Origin of the sequence: Vibrio salinus, assembly GCF_021272385.1 — a bacterium.
Taxonomy (GTDB): Bacteria; Pseudomonadota; Gammaproteobacteria; order Enterobacterales; family Vibrionaceae; genus Vibrio; species Vibrio salinus.
In genome coordinates this window covers 453892-470777 of the sequence record NZ_JAJSDZ010000005.1, presented here as the reverse complement: position 1 = coordinate 470777, position 16886 = coordinate 453892, and the positions used below count along the sequence as shown (strand labels likewise).

Below are 16886 nucleotides of genomic sequence, written 5' to 3'. Positions count from 1 at the left end.
CAATTTTATCACCATTAATTCTGCTCTGAAGCCCGTAAGACAAGACCAGTTAGCATATCTGGCACGGCATCGTAAATCTCTTTAAATTGCTCTAATCCTTCTGCACCATGCTCTGCTAATGCAGCAAGCGCTGTTTCAGGATCGAACAGCATGGAGATGGAAAGCAGAAAACCGCCCAGTAAAGCGCCATTCTCACTGCCTTCTGGCATTAATTCATTCCAGTCATCGTGAGTGAGTTGCCATCCTTGTAACAATCCCTCACAGAAGTCTCTGGTGCTCTCTGAAACGATTTCATCATCATCCAGAGTATAACCATCCGGCCAGATCCACGCCCCTTCCAGAATGGACTGTCTTGCCTCATTCCAGATTTCGATAATGATTCCGATGTATTCTTCTAGCTGCCGTGTACTTGTAAATGGAGGCTGCTCCGTATTGCCCCATAAGCAGGCCAGCCATTCATTGGGAGAAATAATATTGGGCGCTGCTGCCAGCGCAGTGACAAAACCGAGTGTTTTCGCCTCGTTTAATAGAGTGTCATCATTATCTAAAGATGAAAGAAAGCCATTAAGTTTCAAATGTTCACCTGTAATCCGTTGGTTTCATGTGACTGAGAAATACAAACCAGTCATTTTAGCAAGAATTATTTTGTTCTTGCACCCAGTAATAGCCGAAATACTAAGGGCTACCTCAGGTATTTTAATCGCATTTATTTAACCAATTATAAACCTTTTTCGATCATAAGAAATTTACTGTTAACGAGCCAGTTGGCTGTGCTGGTTGAGTTTCTTTTTGTAGCTGTTTATTCAGTAAATATATTTAAATTTGGTTATTAAAACTACATTTTATATGTTTTAATTCCCATAAATTCCAGTTGCACGTTGTTTTTGCAGACATATAAACTGGAAATGATAAAAATATATAGTTTTTTATGTTGAGGAATTGGAATGTATGAAAAACAAAGGTTCTTTCTGCCTTAGAAATGCTGTTGCAGACACATTTGCAATGGTGGTTTTCTGTTTTGCATCCGGAATGTTGATTGAGATATTCATTTCGGATATGACCCTTGAGCAGTCGTTGGCATCAAGAATGCTGTCGATCCCTGTGAATATTGTGATCGCATGGCCTTATGGTATGTTCAGGGATACGGTGTTGAAACTGGGTTCAAAGTTTTCATCTGGTAAGATGATGAAAAATATCAGTGACTTACTAGCTTATGTATTGTTTCAATCTCCTGTGTATGCGGCTATTTTATTTACAGTTGGTGCTTCTTCAGATCAGATAATAACCGCAGTTTCAAGTAATGCGGCTATATCGTGTGCAATGGGGGTGGTATACGGTTATTTTCTTGATAGTTGTCGACGTTTGTTTCGTGTCCCCGGGTATGTGCATGTGATTTGAGTTATTTTTAATCAATATTGCTAATATATCGGCAGTTAGATGCCAACTGAGTATTTTTTTCATATTTAAGCTTGACCAAAGTGAAGAGAATCATTAAATTAGCGACACGCTGAACAACGCGTTCAGTTTCGGTGAGTTGTCCGAGTGGCTGAAGGAGCACGCCTGGAAAGTGTGTATACGGCAACGTATCGAGAGTTCGAATCTCTCACTCACCGCCACATTCGAAACCCTAGCAGAAATGCTAGGGTTTTCTCGTTTTAGGTCAAATAAGTTGAGCTTGCAAATAACAGTGCTCAGGACTGTCGTCATTTTTACTATTTAATCCGTTTTACTATTTAATCCGTCTTCGAGTTGAGGTGTTTATGTGGGAATTTGCCGATTAAATTTTTCTGAACGCTTCAGCCTCTGTTTCTGGTACAGGATATCCTGAAAGTGGCTAAAATAATGACAAGGGTCGGTATTCGCTCGTTATCATCTTTTGCCCGAACGGATTCATGACTCGAAATTTTGTCTTCATAAAGGATTTGTTTTCATGATTTCTTCATTGCACATTCGCTTTAATGCCATTAATAACAACAACTATTTTCAGGGCTTTACCGTTTTAGTTATTGTCCTTGCTGCGCTATCCATTGGTGCCAATACGTTTGAACTTCCTGGCAGTGTGAGCACGGCTATTCATTGGCTGGATCAGTTTATTTTGTTGTTTTTCCTGGCTGAAATTATCATTAAGTTTTTCTCTTACAGCCATAAGCTGGATTTTTTTAAAAGCGGATGGAACTGGTTTGATGCGATCATCGTCATTGGCAGTCTGGTACCGGCTGCAGGGCAGGGCATCCTTATTGCTAGGCTGCTTCGAGTATTCCGCGTGCTACGGTTGGTGTCTGCGGTACCTCAACTGAAACTGCTGATCAACGCGTTGTTTAAAGCGATTCCGAAGATGGGCTACATCGCCGTGTTGATGTTCATTATTTTTTATATCTACGCCGTTGTCGGCAGCTTGATTTTTTCACAAATCAACGAGGTGTTATGGGGAGATGTCTCGATCTCGATGTTGACGTTATTCCGTGTTGCCACGTTCGAAGACTGGACTGATGTCATGTATGAGACCATGAAAGTCTACCCTATGAGCTGGCTGTACTACCTTACTTTTATCTTCCTGACGGCATTTGTTTTTCTGAACATGATGATCGGTGTGGTGATCGAAACCATGACAACAGAACATGCATTAGCCGAACAGGACAAAAACGCTGATGTTCCATTAATCACCCCGGAACATGAACCACGACAGATATTTGCAACTTATAAACAGGTCGAATCGTTACAAAAAGAGCTTACCGAAATTAAGGCTCTATTACGGCAAGAGAAATCCAGCCATTTGAAAGGTAATTAAGATGGCTCACTACTTAGCTCGTCAGTTTTCCTTGGAAATGACACCAGTTAAACTCGGGTAATAGTGATAACTATCCTGACATCGGGAGCGTTGTACTGGTACAGTAGAGCATCATGCATAATTTCCATTAACAACAAAATAAAGAGAAAAATAAAAATGGCAGAGATGAAAGAAGCGCCTCTGGTCGGTGCTGCGCCCGTTGCTCCGGAGGGGCCGGAATTTTCTGAACTGATTCAGGGGTACTGGCGTCTGGGTGAATGGAAAATGACGCCGCAGGAACGATTGTCTTTCCTGAAACAGCATATCGAATTGGGTATTTCCACGGTAGATCATGCCGATATTTATGGCAACTACGAGTGCGAGCGTTTATTTGGTGAAGCATTGTCTTTGGATAAGTCGGTTCGCGAGCAAATACAGATTGTCACTAAGTGCGATATTCAGTTGTGTTCGGATAAGTTTCCTCACCGAAAGGTGAATTTCTACGACACCAGCGGGCATCATATTATGGCATCGGTAAATAATTCGCTGCGCCGTTTACAGGTGGAACATATCGATGTGCTGCTGATTCACCGTCCGGATGCCCTGATGGATGCGGCAGAGGTTGCAGAAGCATTTACTCAATTAAAACAGGCAGGAAAAGTCAATCATTTTGGTGTCTCCAACTTTTCGCCTCGTCAGTTTGAATTGTTACAGTCCCGGTTAGCGTTTCCACTGGTCACGAATCAGGTGGAAATTAACCCGTTGAATTTTGATGTTGTGCACGATGGCACGCTGGACTTGCTACAAATGCATTCGGTTCGGCCCATGGCGTGGTCATGTCTGGCCGGAGGCCGTGTGTTTTCTGATAAGAGTGAGCAGTGCCTGCGTGTGCGCGATGAGCTTGACGCCATCAGACAGGAGGTGGGGGCTGCATCGCTGGATCAGGTGATTTATGCCTGGGTCAGACGTTTACCATCGAAACCTTTCCCCATTATCGGCTCAGGTAACATTGAGAGAGTAAAAGCAGCGGCTGCCGCACTGAATATTGAATTAAGCCGGGAGCAATGGTTTCGGGTATGGACGGCATCAAAGGGTCATGCCGTTCCTTAGTGGCCGGATAAGAGGTGTCGTTGATTAACCACCTCTCTTATCTTGATCCCATTGCACGAAAAGGGCTTATCAGTCACTTTCATTTAATTGGATCATGAAGCGGGCTTACTTAGATTTGAGCCCGTTTTTGTTACTAACGTAATTATTTTTTTGATTTCAGACGCAATCAATCCGTTATATTTATCTCTTATTTTTTCTGTTTTTTTATAATTATATCAGTGATGTATTAGCACTTAATTGGTAACACTTATCATTTCAATAGGTTTAAACGATTAGATTTTAATCAGCAATTTAACCGAATATAAGATTATTAACCAAGGTTAACTTATATGAGGTGAGTTAAATGTTGCAGGCAATTTCGAATAATGCCATCCAGTATCAGGCATCCAATATACTGCGAGGCAAGGCAAAACGGTTTAGCTGGATGGTGATGTTCGGCCCGGCGTTGATTGCGGCCGTTGCGTATGTCGATCCCGGCAATTTTGCGACAAATATTGAAGCGGGAGCTCGGTACGGCTATGCGCTGTTGTGGGTTGTGCTGGCCGCGAATCTAATGGCGATGTTGATTCAGGGCATGTCAGCCCGGTTAGGGGTGGCAACCGGAAAAAATTTAGCTGAAGTCATTCGGGATCGTTATCCAAAACCTGTGGTCTGGTTTTACTGGATACAAGCAGAAGTGGTTGCGATTGCAACCGATCTGGCCGAGTTTCTGGGCGCGGCACTGGCGTTTAAACTGCTGTTTGACATTCCGATGATCTATGGCGCTCTTTTGACCGGTGTTATCACGTATTTGGCACTGCTGACTCAGCGGCTTGGTTTCCGTCTGATGGAAATTGTCATCGGAGCAATGATTCTGGCTATTGCAAGTGGGTTTGCAATGGAACTTCTGTTAAGCCGTCCTGATATGGTCAGTTTAACAAAAGGAATGTTTATCCCGGATTTTCCGGATAGCTATGCGGTTTATCTGGCATCGGGTATTCTGGGTGCGACCATCATGCCTCACGTGATTTATCTGCACTCTGCGTTAGCAAAAGACCGGATCAAAGCGTCCAATAATCAGGAGAAGAAAACTATTGCCAGATTTTATCGTATGGATGTGATTGTGGGCATGGCACTGGCAGGTATCGTCAACATGGCGTTGTTAGCATTAGCCGCATCGGCTTTCTACTCCAACGGTTATCACGATGTGGCAACCATATCCGAAAGTTATCAACTGCTTGCGCCACTAATGGGCAGCAAAATGGCCAGTATTGTTTTTGGTGTCGGTTTGTTGCTGGCCGGGTTATCTTCTTCGATTGTCGGTACGATGTCCGGACAGGTATTAATGCAGGGTTTTGTCCGCTTTACGATTCCGATTGGTGTCCGTCGTCTGGTAACGATGATTCCGGCTCTGGCTGTCATTATGCTGGGCGTTGATGAGCAAAAAGCGTTGGTGGCGAGTCAGGTCGTTCTGAGTTTTGGTATTCCGTTTGCGCTTGTTCCGTTACTTGTGTTTACTGCACGCCGTTCCATCATGGGGGATATGGCAAACAGTAAATCAGTAACCTGGATTGGAAGCTTGATTTGTAGTTTAATCATAGGGTTAAATATCTATGTCATTTATTACACTATCGTATCATAACGTTATGCCAAAATTTAAACAGAGCAGTAATTTTAGTAAAGTGAAAGAAGACCATCAGACTGAATTGGTTGAAGATTATGTAGAAGAAATAGCCGACTTGTTTGCCTCCCGGGGAGAAGTCCGCAGCGCCGATTTGGCGAAACGGTTTGGCGTCAGCCCGGCAGCGGTGTCTAAGTTTATTTCCCGTTTGCGTCAAGCCGGACTGGTGGAATCCGAACCCTACCGTGGCGTATTTTTAACACAGGAAGGTAAGCAGTTAGCGGAAAAAGTAGCCAGAAGACATCATATTGTTTACCAAACCCTGATAAAAATGGGTGTGCCGGAAGCCAGTGCCAAAGCGGATGCGGAAGGCATTGAGCATCATTGCAGCGAAGATACAGTGGAAGCAATGCAGCGTTACCTGATGACTGAGAACAGGTAGATTTCTGCTTTTTTGTTAATGGGCTTTGTTCTTCTTTGTCTCTTATCTTTCGCATATCCTTGTTTCAGTGAAGTGTGATAATACTCCTTTGTGCTCTATAATTGTATTTTTGTTATTTATCAATAGATTATAATGAATTTTAGGTTTGTTGTTATATCAGTTATATACCATTTTGAACAGTGAGCCGAAATAATTAAAACTATTAAATTTATTAATATCTTTTAATCTCGATATGAAATAGATTTAGCTCATCCTTTTACCTGATTATCTGCCTCATCATACCAGCGTTGTAATAGAAGATTTGAGTGTTAGTACACTACGGATCTGATGTATCTCATCTTTTGAATGCATGTTTTGTTAGGGTCTGTTGATCTTTGTTGTCGGTCATATGCTTAGGATAACTAAGCTACATGCCTTGCATCGCGATTAAAATTCGTTCGAATAAACAACGTTAATCGCCAAAGATCAACAGACCCTAGTAGGGGCAAAATGGGCTTAGAAAAATTTTTGTGACGGGTAACAAGCTTGTTAGCTGTGCAAAGATCATAGTGTGGTAACACAAAAGGGATCTTCGGGTTGCAACAAATGACTATATTCAGGTGGATTGGTATCTATGTTTTAGATGCTTCATATGAAAAGTAGGTACAGTCTGTCTGAACTCGGAATAAAGAACACGAGCGATTTTACCGTTCGTAGAGCCTGAGGTAGAGCTCTTGGGGACCAATCACTGATAGTGAGAACAAGGATGACTCTTTTTAGATCTTACCTGAGCGTTTTATGTTTCGGAACCATTGAGTCAGACGGTCTTTATTTCGTTCTGGACGTAGATTAGACAAAATTTAAAGGTTCGTAGATGAATATTACCAATCCTGCTTTTGCAGGAACATTAGAGTCGAGCGATATACAGGTTCGTATCTCTCCCATTCCGGAAGATACCGTTGAGATAGTACTAAACAGCAGCGTACAGAAACAATTTGGCGAGGCGATAGAAAGCTTAATCCGGAAAGTATGTGAAGAAATGAATGTACTTTCAGTCCGTATTGAGGCGGAGGATCGTGGAGCACTGGATTGTGTGATCAGAGCGCGCGTACAGGCAGCGTTAATGAGAGCTTCTAATCAAGCCGATATAAACTGGGAGTCAGTCAAATGAGTAAATTGCGCAGAAGTATGTTGTTTGTACCGGGCGCTAATGCTGCCATGATTAGTAATACTTTTATCTATCGCCCTGATGCCATCATGTTTGACCTGGAAGATTCTGTTTCTATCCGGGAAAAAGATACCGCAAGAATGTTAGTATTTCAGGCCCTTCAACATCCCTTCTATCAGGATATTGAGACGGTTGTACGAGTCAACCCTATTGATTCAGAGCATGGTATTAATGATGTCAATGCGGTTGTTCGTGCCGGCGCAGATGTTGTTCGTCTTCCTAAAACCGATACAGTCGAAGATGTTCTGGAAATGGAACGGGTAATCACAGAAGTTGAAAAAGCTTGTGGTCGTGAAGTTGGCAGTACAAGAATGATGGCTGCAATTGAAAGTGCTCAGGGTGTCAACAATGCAGTGGCAATTGCATCCTGCTGCCCTCGTTTGATTGGTATTGCTCTTGGTGCGGAAGATTATGTGAGAGATCTCCGTACACAAAGAACACCGGAAGGCACCGAACTGATGTTTGCCCGTTGTTCTATTCTTCAGGCTGCAAGAGCTGCCGGCCTTCAGGCATTTGATACGGTTTACTCTGATGCCAACAACGAAGAAGGCTTTGTTCAGGAAGCGGAACATATCAAAACGCTTGGCTTTGATGGTAAGTCTTTGATTAACCCCCGCCAGATTGAATTAGTTCACAACGTATTTGCACCGACTCAGAAAGAAGTTGATTTTGCTAACCGTGTTATTGCTGCGGCGAAGGAAGCGGAAGAACAAGGTTCGGGTGTCGCTTCTCTCAACGGTAAAATGGTCGATGCACCGGTCATTGAGCGTGCCCGGTGGACTCTGGATAAAGCAAAATCAGGTATTAAGGAATAGGCAGTAACCATGAATAACTTAACCTCTAATGAGATTCTCGGTATCCAGCAATCTGGATTGACTCTGTTTTCCGGACAAAACGAATCGACAGCTCAAGCTGCTGACAGCAGTAAAGAAGACGGAAAATTAAAAGACTCCTTACAGCAGGCTATTGAAGATGTTGGCCTGAAAGATGGAATGACCATATCTTTCCACCACGCATTCCGTGCGGGTGATAAAGTCATTAACTACGTAATGGATATTATTGCATCACTGGGAATTAAAAATCTTACTATTGCATCAAGCTCATTGACTACAGAGCACTCGCCACTTTTGACACACATTAAAAATGGCGTTGTAAGTAAAATTTATACTTCCGGTCTGCGTGGCGAATTAGGTGATGCCATTTCCAATGGTTTTATGGAAGAGCCTATTCATATTCACTCTCATGGTGGACGTGTACATTTGATCCAAAGTGGTGAGATCAATATCGATGTTGCCTTTATTGGTGTTCCATGCACGGATGAATTCGGCAATGCAAATGGTGTGAATGGCAAGTCACGTTGCGGTTCTCTGGGTTATGCTCAGGTTGATGCTCAGTATGCAGATAAGGTTGTTCTTCTGACAGAAGCGTTGGTGAACTATCCAAATACACCGGCTTCTATTTCTCAGGATCAGGTGGATGCCATTGTTCAGGTTGAGAATGTCGGTGACCCGGCTAAGATTGGCGGCGGAGAAACCCGGTTAACGAAAAACCCACGTGAACTTCTTATTGCCAAGAAAACCGTTGATGTGATCGTTAATTCCGGATACTTCAAAGATGGTTTCTCTCTTCAGACTGGTTCAGGTGGCGCATCACTGGCAGTAACCCGTTTCCTTGAAAGCGAAATGCGTAAACAGAATGTTTCTGCTGAATTCGGCTTGGGTGGTATCACTGCTACTATGGTTGAATTGCATGAAAAAGGTCTCATTAAGAACCTTCTGGATGTTCAGTGCTTTGACGGCGGAGCAGTCGATTCTTTGGCCAGAAATAAACAGCATGTTGAAATTTCAGCAAATGAATACGCTAACCCATCGTCTAAAGGTGCGGTTGTTGATCGTCTGGATGTTGTCATTCTGAGTGCTCTTGAGATTGATAAGTCTTTTAATGTTAACGTGATCACCGGTTCTGACGGTGTCATCCGTGGTGCATCAGGCGGTCACTGTGATGCAGCAGCCGGCGCTAAATTAGCTATTGTTGTTGCGCCGCTGGTTAGGGGAAGAATCCCGACTGTTGTTGATCAGGTGCTTAACATTGTAACTCCGGGTGAGTCAGTTGACGTTTTGGTAACCGACCATGGTATTGCGGTTAACCCGAATCGTCCTGATGTTAAAAAAGCGCTGGATTATGCAGGTGTGAAAACATTTGCAATAGAAGAACTGGTAGAACGTGCCAGAATGCTGACAGGAACACCTAAACCAATCGAATTTACCGATCGGATTGTTGGTTATGTTCGCTATCGCGATGGTTCCGTGATTGATGTAATTAAACAGGTGAAATAAATGAATGCCGAACGTGCCACAGAAGTTGGACTAGCTGAACATTTAGCAAATAAAGAAGCTCGGGTAGTCCGGCAGAATAGCATGCTTGCAAGGTTTTCCCGGCCACTGGTGTCTCTGACGATTAACATTCCCGGCCCATGTAAAATGACCCCTGCGTCGAAGAAAGTTTTTTCTGAGGCGACAGAAGCTGTAAAAGCGGTTTGTAAAGACAAGGGTTGGAATATTGTCGGACGTCAGATAACGGAGAAAAACACAGGTCCGGAGGCAATTTTTGCCATTGATGTTCCTGATGTTCTTGAACTAAAGCGTGCGATGATTGAAATCGAGTCATCGCACCGGTTAGGCCGTCTGATGGATTTAGATGTTTGCGGGGAAAACGGTAAAATGGTATCCAGGCGTAGTCAGGAAATGGCACTGAGAAAGTGTCTTATCTGTGATAAACCTGCCGTTATCTGTGCGCGTTCGGCTGCTCATTCACTTTCTGAATTGACTGAATGTATCGAAAGGATGGTATTTGATGACAAACGTTGCGCCTAATCTTGATCTTCTGATAGATCCGACGCTCTCCGTTGTCGAATCGGATAGTCCGGTTTCTTTAATAGAGGAACCAAATGGGTTAAAAGTGATTTCCGATTTTGCTTATCATTCTATGCTGGTTGAGGTTCACCATACGCCGAAGCCCGGTTTGGTGGACGTAGAAAGTAATGGTGCTCATACCGATATGGATGTGCCTCTGTTTGAGTTAAGTGCGCAGGCCATCCGACCCTATATTGAACATTTTGCAGCGACCGGATTCTTTTACCGGGATCTGCCTGCTCATGCACTGTTGTCTAAGCTGAGACCGGTAGGTATTGAAGCGGAAAAGGCAATGCTCAAAGCGACATCTGGTGTAAATACTCACAAAGGGATGATCTTTGGGCTTGGTTTAATTACCGGTGCTGCCGGTTGGTTGCTCGGAAAATCATTACCGGTCGATGCGCTTCATATAAGCAAAGTAATTAAAGCGACATGCCAGCTATTGGTTCTGGATGAGCTTAAAAAAAATCGTTCACAGGCTGATTGTGAATCGAATGGACAGCGTCTGTTCCGAGAATATGGGTTGACTGGTGCCAGAGGTGAAGCGGCTTCTGGTTACAGTACGATTCTGGATTATGCGTTACCCGAGTTTGAGTCTTTGATTTTAGACGGTGCTTCTTCCGAAGATGCTCTGAGACAAACATTGTTGGTGATCATGGCGAAGAATCAGGATTCCAATGTTGTTAACCGTTCTGGCGTATCTGGTTTGAGTTATGTTCAAAGCTGTGCAAGAAACTTGTTAAATCAGGGTGGGGTTGAAAATCCGAAGCTAAAAGAAGTGCTAAGAACTTTAGATCATAGTTTTATTCAGAAAAATATTAGCCCGGGTGGTAGTGCTGATCTGTTAGCGATGACTTGGTTGCTTGCACAGATCGAGCAGCTTGATTTGCTTCCCAACCACAAGGATGCACTATGGGTGGCTAAAACATTAAATACCGCTAATCAGTGTGATTGTAAATGCTCAGAACTTTCACTTGGTTCTTGTGTTTGTTCAAATCAGAGCATTTATCATCAAGAATTATCATCTTGAGCTTTGACTCGATTTAGTATGCGATTATATGGCGATGTGCATTATTTTTCTCCGGTTATCTTATCCGCTTATAAAGAAGCCAAGATAAAATAGTAGTGACATCAATTAAAACCATTAACGCTATTTAAAGTATTTTTTTCCGTTTGAGGATATGATTCAGGTCATTATTCTTAACTCATTTAAAAGCGACAATTTGGATGTCCGGGTTTACTGAATTCTGGCTTTAATGGTGACAGTCAGAAACCTGATTAACAGACCGACTAAAATTGAGAAATGTCCGTGATCACATCGTATTCCTTTGAAAAAGTAGTAACCAGCAGCAAGACAGAAAAAATGACGAAAGTCGCGTCTTTTCTTTCTGATATGGGGTTAGGTATCGATGATGACGTTGAATTTTTTCTTGTCGCTTTGGATGGCGATAAAATAGTTGCTTGCGGTGGACTGGCAGGAAATATTTTAAAGTCGATAGCGGTAAGTCAGGAGCATCAGGGGCAGGGAGTGTCGACAACACTTTTATCGGAACTGGTGTCATTGGCTTATGAACAAGGTCGGTTTCATCTCTTTATTTTTACCAAGCCGGAAAATTACCAGATGTTTCATAATGCGGGTTTCTACCAGCTTACTTCGGTAAAAGATCGAGTTATTCTTTTAGAAAACAGCAAAGTCCGCTTGGATAATTATTGCCAACAGCTCTCAAAATTAAAGCATGAAGGCGATAAGATCGGCAGTATTGTCATGAATGCAAATCCGTTTACGTTTGGTCATCGTTATCTGGTGGAATATGCTGCCAGCCAGTGTGATTGGGTTCATTTGTTTGTAGTAAAAGAAGACAGCTCTTTCTTTGGCTATGAAGACCGTTTTAATATGATTAAAGCCGGATTAAGCGATATTAAAAATGTCACTATTCATCCTGGTTCCGACTACATTATTTCTCGCGCAACTTTTCCAAGCTATTTTCTTAAAGATGAAGGAGTAGTTAACTACTCTCATACTGCTGTGGATTTGCAGCTTTTCCGTAACCATATTGCGACCGCTTTGGGTATTACCCACAGGTTTGTCGGTACGGAGCCCATATGCAAAGTGACCCGTTTTTATAATCAGCAGATGCATAATTGGCTGACAACACCGTCAATCGACAGCAAGCCTGTAACCTTGGTGGAAATTCCAAGAAAAGAACAGGAACAGAGACCAATTTCAGCATCGTTGGTGAGGCATCTGTTGTTTAATAACGAGTGGGATGAGTTACATAAACTGGTTCCGGAAACAACATATAACTACCTGAGAGAGTTGTTCAGCAATGAAGACAGTGAGTATCAACATAAGAGAAAAACAGCAATAACTACGTCTTCATCTGTTGCTCCTGTTGCATTGTAAATTTCGATGTTTTCTGAGGAACTGATACAACTGATATAAAAAGCCAGACCGTATAAAATAGACGGTCTGGCTTTTATCTGTTGGAACTAAGGAAAGAGTATATTCTCATTCAGGCAGATGTTGTTGCTCTGTCCATCATGACGGTTATTTGTTTTTCTATTTCGTCACATTCAAAATAGTTTTCATTAGAATGGAACAGCGCTGTAGATTTGCGGAACATGTGTTTTCTTGGTGGCATATTACAGGAAGCTCGGGAAAGTGCCTGACCGAAAGAATTGTACACATCAATATTCATTAATTTCCCCAACGGGTGCTCGTGCTCAATCTTCATCATTATTTTTTTTATAAGTTTAGCGTCATGCGTATCGATTACTAACATAGCGTCACTGCCCAGCTTATGATGTGTGCGATGACGGGCAATGCATTTCCATTGAACTTTTTTCAGTTCTGTTTCCACGTGCCCTAACGCATCGGTGAAGATTTGATTCGCATAATCTTTTTCTGCCAGTTCGTTTGGCAGGTAAGCAGAAACCAGGATGACAGGTTTCTGATACTTAGCAGACAATCTCTTTTGTCTGTGTATCCGGTCCTGTTTGTATTCATAACTGTTTATCAAAGTGGGGCTGGTGAGCATTGCTTAGTCCTTCTGTTGTAGCCTCAATGTCCTATCAGAATAATGTAAGAAATTCTTTCATTAATGAGGTATGCAGGGCACTCAGCTATGTTTAAAGAGATTTAAATGGTGTTTATGAACGTAATTCAGCGATTTGCTAATGAATAGCTGATTTAACATGTCCTTTTGTCCATCATGGGTTTTCTTCATAAAAATCATATAAGTTGTTTAGTGGTTACAATTGAATGACCCTCTTCACGTAGTTATCCATATCTCGTCAGTAAACTGGCATGACCTAATAAAAGAAGGTCTAAGTTAACAATGAATGAAGGTCCGATTATCTTAGAAGGTGTAACCCTCATGACTCTTGGCATGGGGTTCGTTTTCATATTTCTACTGATTCTGGTTGGGGCGATTAAGCTTTTGGCTGTCGTAGCAATGCGATTTGACCCCGTACAGAAACCTTCTCCTGCAGGCGCATCAGTGTCGTCCAACCCGACTTCGGATGACAGCCTTATTGCGGCTATTTCCGTAGCGCTTCATCACCACAAGAAAAACTTCAGTTGACACTGTAAGTAAGAATTTAAAGGGATTATCCATGTCTAAAATAACGAAACCGTTAGGTATTACTGACGTTGTTCTTCGAGATGCTCATCAGTCTCTCTTTGCTACCCGACTACGCCTTGATGATATGTTACCTATTGCCTCTAAACTGGATGAGATTGGTTACTGGTCTCTTGAATCATGGGGTGGTGCAACATTCGATTCTTGTATTCGCTTCCTTGGCGAAGATCCATGGGTTCGTTTACGTGAACTGAAAAAGGCAATGCCAAACACAAAACAACAGATGTTATTCAGGGGGCAGAATATTCTGGGTTACCGGCACTATGCTGATGATGTTGTTGATAAATTTGTTGAACGTGCCGTTGCAAATGGTATGGATGTCTTTCGGGTTTTTGATGCCTTAAACGATGTCCGGAATTTAAAACAGGCAATTCAGGCAGTAAATCGTCAGGGGGCGCATGCTCAGGGAACGATTTGTTATACGACCAGTCCGGTACATACTATGCAGTCATGGGTGGATGTTGCAGAACAGCTGGTTGAATGTGGCGTTAATTCTATTGCCATCAAAGACATGTCTGGCGTGATGTCACCATATGAAGCTTATGAACTGGTTTCTACCCTGAAAAAACAGCTGGATATTGAGCTTCATATTCACTGCCATTCTACAGCCGGCCTTGCCGATATGACGTTGCTGAAAGCCATTGAAGCCGGTGCTGATAGGGTTGATACCGCTATTTCTTCAATGAGTGGAACTTATGGTCATCCGGCAACTGAGTCTATTATTGCTGCTATGAAAGGGACCGAAAGAGATACTGGTCTGGATATTGAGAAAGTCGAGAGTGTGGCGGCCTATTTCCGCGAAGTCCGTAAGAAGTACCATTCTTTTGAAGGTCAAATGAAGGGTACGGATTCCCGCATTCTGGTCGCTCAGGTTCCGGGAGGAATGCTGACCAACATGGAAAGTCAGCTTAAACAGCAGAATGCACTGGACCGTATCGATGAAGTATTGGAAGAAATCCCACGTGTCCGTCAGGATTTAGGATACATTCCTTTAGTTACACCAACATCCCAGATTGTCGGAACCCAGGCAGTGATTAATGTGATGATGGGTGAACGTTATAAAACAATTTCAAAAGAAACGGCGGGTATTCTTCGTGGCGAGTATGGTAAAACACCAGCCCCGGTTGATCAGGCGTTACAAGAAAGAGTACTGGAAGGTCTGGATCCGATTACCTGTCGTCCTGCCGATTTGATTGAACCGGAGGTCAGTGCTCTGACCGGGCAGGTTGAAGCGATAGCAAGAGAAAAAGGCATCACTCTGGCTGAAAATAGGATTGATGATATTCTGACCGTTGCTCTGTTTGATCAGGTGGCATGGAAATTCCTGGAAAACCGCGGAAATCCTGACGCATTTGAACCGGTTCCGACAGAAGCTGAGCCAGCTCCGGCTGTTTCTGCTGCGAAATCGGGTAAAGATGAACCGGCGGTTTATACCGTTAATGTAAATAATCAGTCTTATGTAGTTCAGATTAATGAAGGTTGCGATCCGGTTGTTCTTTCTCAAACTCAGACTGAAGCTCCGGTGGCAGCAGCGCCGGCTCCATCCGTTGCAGCAGATGCTGAAACTGTCACTGCACCACTGGCTGGTAATATCTGGAAAATTCATGCTAAAGCCGGACAACCTGTAAAAGAAGGCGAAGTTTTGCTTATTCTGGAAGCCATGAAAATGGAAACCGAAATCCGGGCTGCCCGCGATGGTGTTGTCAATGAACTCCAGGTATCCGAAGGTGATTCGGTTCAGGTTGGTGATGCTTTACTGGCAATAGCATAAGGGAAAGAAATGGATAGTATTCTAGGACTGATAAGAGACTTCGGTTTTCTTCATCTGCAATTGGGTCAGGCCATCATGATTGGCGTTGGTCTACTGCTTCTTTATTTGGCTATTGTGAAGCAGTTTGAGCCACTACTTCTTGTTCCTATTGGTGTTGGTGGCATTCTGGCTAATCTGCCGGATGCCAACCTGGCGGCGAGTGCGGTGGATGCCGCTCTCCATGCAGGGAAACTGGATGTCATGCAGGCTTTCGCTTCAATTCTGGGAACAACGGATGTGTCTTCCGAGGGTATTAAGCATTTGATTTCTTCGGCAACACCAAAACAGTACGCAGAACTGAAACTGATGGCGGAACAATTCAGTTATACCGATGGTATGCTATACAGCTTTTATAGTGTTGCAATTGCTTCCGGTATCGGACCTCTGGTGATTTTTATGGGTGTTGGAGCCATGACGGATTTTGGTCCGCTTTTGGCAAACCCTAAGACATTGTTACTTGGTGCCGCAGCGCAATTCGGTATTTTTGCAACGGTGCTTGGTGCTCTGGGATTAAGTCAGCTAGGTATTATGGACTTCAGTGTTGCACAGGCTGCTGCGATTGGAATTATCGGTGGCGCAGATGGTCCAACAGCCATTTATGTGTCAAGCAAGCTGGCTCCGGAACTGTTGGGAGCAATTGCTGTGGCAGCATACTCATATATGGCGTTGGTGCCTATGATTCAGCCACCGATTATGAGAGCCCTGACAACGGAAAGTGAACGAAATATTGTGATGAATCAGTTGCGCCCAGTGGGTAAACTGGAAAAAATTTGTTTTCCTCTGATGCTGCTTATTTTAATTGCAATGCTGTTGCCTTCCGCTACTCCGCTGTTGGGTATGTTTTGCTTCGGTAATCTGATGCGTGAATGTGGTGTTGTGGAACGATTGAACGACACTGCTCAGAATGCTCTTATTAATATCGTCACCATTTTCCTCGGGTTGTCGGTAGGTTCTAAACTGATGGCCGAGAAGTTTCTTCAGCCTCAAACTCTGGGAATTCTGGCTTTGGGTATTGCGGCATTCTGTGTCGGAACTGCGGCGGGATTATTGATGGCTAAAGCGATTAATATGTTGTCTAAAGAAAAAATGAACCCACTTATAGGCTCTGCCGGGGTATCAGCTGTACCAATGGCGGCCAGGGTCAGTAATAAAATAGGCCTTGAAGCCAATGCCCAAAACTTTCTTTTGATGCATGCGATGGGACCCAATGTGGCTGGTGTTATCGGATCGGCAGTCGCTGCCGGCGTGATGATCAAGTATGTTCTGGGAGGCTGACGTAAGCGGTGGATAAAAGATTTAAATAACAATAAAAACAATATGTGTATAATAGGTTATCAGAGCAAGACTCTTGCTGGTGTTAACTGATTGATTAAATGGGAGAAAGTAATTTCTCCCTG

General features: G+C 43.2%; 16 protein-coding genes and 1 tRNA gene. 15 read left to right on the top strand and 2 right to left on the bottom strand.

From position 1 onward, the window contains the following. Positions 1-14: 14 nt before the first annotated feature. A complete protein-coding gene (locus LRQ06_RS02280; protein WP_232764822.1) occupies positions 15-575 on the bottom strand; it encodes a UPF0149 family protein in 561 nt (186 codons plus the stop codon). A gap of 373 nt (positions 576-948) precedes the next feature. Between LRQ06_RS02280 and LRQ06_RS02275 the strand changes: the two genes are divergently transcribed. The 12 genes from LRQ06_RS02275 (at position 949) to citC (ending at position 12442) form a co-directional block, all read left to right on the top strand. Continuing rightward, on the top strand, positions 949-1398 hold the full coding sequence (locus LRQ06_RS02275) for an L-alanine exporter AlaE (RefSeq protein WP_232764821.1): 450 nt from the start codon (positions 949-951) through the stop codon (positions 1396-1398). A gap of 130 nt (positions 1399-1528) precedes the next feature. Further along, a tRNA-Ser gene (locus tag LRQ06_RS02270) sits at positions 1529-1616 on the top strand. 314 nt (positions 1617-1930) lie between these two features. After that, the gene (locus LRQ06_RS02265; protein ID WP_232764820.1) at positions 1931-2788 is read left to right on the top strand and encodes an ion transporter; all 858 of its coding nucleotides are present in this window, start codon (positions 1931-1933) and stop codon (positions 2786-2788) included. Positions 2789-2953: 165 nt separating this feature from the next. Then, positions 2954-3877, top strand: a complete 924-nt coding sequence (locus LRQ06_RS02260; protein WP_232765456.1) for an aldo/keto reductase — start codon at positions 2954-2956, stop codon at positions 3875-3877. Positions 3878-4220: 343 nt separating this feature from the next. Next, positions 4221-5498, top strand: a complete 1278-nt coding sequence (locus LRQ06_RS02255) for an Nramp family divalent metal transporter (protein ID WP_232764819.1) — start codon at positions 4221-4223, stop codon at positions 5496-5498. After that, entirely contained in the window at positions 5470-5919 is a 450-nt protein-coding gene (gene mntR, locus LRQ06_RS02250) for a manganese-binding transcriptional regulator MntR (RefSeq protein WP_232764818.1), read from the top strand. The genes LRQ06_RS02255 and mntR overlap by 29 nt, the downstream gene beginning before the upstream one ends. An 853-nt stretch (positions 5920-6772) precedes the next feature. Beyond that, the gene (citD, locus tag LRQ06_RS02245; RefSeq protein ID WP_232764817.1) at positions 6773-7069 is read left to right on the top strand and encodes a citrate lyase acyl carrier protein; all 297 of its coding nucleotides are present in this window, start codon (positions 6773-6775) and stop codon (positions 7067-7069) included. Beyond that, positions 7066-7941, top strand: a complete 876-nt coding sequence (gene citE, locus LRQ06_RS02240; RefSeq protein ID WP_232764816.1) for a citrate (pro-3S)-lyase subunit beta — start codon at positions 7066-7068, stop codon at positions 7939-7941. Before citD ends, citE begins: the two co-directional genes overlap by 4 nt. A 9-nt stretch (positions 7942-7950) precedes the next feature. Then, positions 7951-9462, top strand: coding sequence for a citrate lyase subunit alpha (gene citF, locus LRQ06_RS02235; protein ID WP_232764815.1), 1512 nt, complete (start codon positions 7951-7953; stop codon positions 9460-9462). Beyond that, positions 9463-9999, top strand: coding sequence for a citrate lyase holo-[acyl-carrier protein] synthase (citX, locus tag LRQ06_RS02230; RefSeq protein ID WP_232764814.1), 537 nt, complete (start codon positions 9463-9465; stop codon positions 9997-9999). Beyond that, entirely contained in the window at positions 9980-11068 is a 1089-nt protein-coding gene (citG, locus tag LRQ06_RS02225) for a triphosphoribosyl-dephospho-CoA synthase CitG (protein WP_232764813.1), read from the top strand. The genes citX and citG overlap by 20 nt, the downstream gene beginning before the upstream one ends. 279 nt (positions 11069-11347) lie before the next feature. Continuing rightward, a complete protein-coding gene (gene citC, locus LRQ06_RS02220) occupies positions 11348-12442 on the top strand; it encodes a [citrate (pro-3S)-lyase] ligase (protein ID WP_232764812.1) in 1095 nt (364 codons plus the stop codon). A 109-nt stretch (positions 12443-12551) separates the two neighbouring features. Here citC and LRQ06_RS02215 read toward each other — a convergent pair whose 3' ends face one another. Beyond that, positions 12552-13076 (bottom strand): citrate lyase holo-[acyl-carrier protein] synthase, encoded by a 525-nt coding sequence (locus LRQ06_RS02215; RefSeq protein WP_232764811.1) that lies wholly within the window; start codon positions 13074-13076, stop codon positions 12552-12554. A gap of 300 nt (positions 13077-13376) precedes the next feature. Here LRQ06_RS02215 and LRQ06_RS02210 point away from each other — a divergent pair, with 300 nt between their 5' ends. The 3 genes from LRQ06_RS02210 to LRQ06_RS02200 are packed head-to-tail and all read left to right on the top strand — an operon-like array spanning position 13377 to position 16764. Beyond that, positions 13377-13622, top strand: a complete 246-nt coding sequence (locus tag LRQ06_RS02210) for an OadG family protein (RefSeq protein ID WP_232764810.1) — start codon at positions 13377-13379, stop codon at positions 13620-13622. Positions 13623-13653: 31 nt separating this feature from the next. Then, positions 13654-15450 (top strand): sodium-extruding oxaloacetate decarboxylase subunit alpha, encoded by a 1797-nt coding sequence (gene oadA / locus LRQ06_RS02205; RefSeq protein WP_232764809.1) that lies wholly within the window; start codon positions 13654-13656, stop codon positions 15448-15450. A gap of 9 nt (positions 15451-15459) precedes the next feature. Next, positions 15460-16764, top strand: a complete 1305-nt coding sequence (locus tag LRQ06_RS02200) for a sodium ion-translocating decarboxylase subunit beta (RefSeq protein WP_232764808.1) — start codon at positions 15460-15462, stop codon at positions 16762-16764. Positions 16765-16886: the final 122 nt, after the last annotated feature.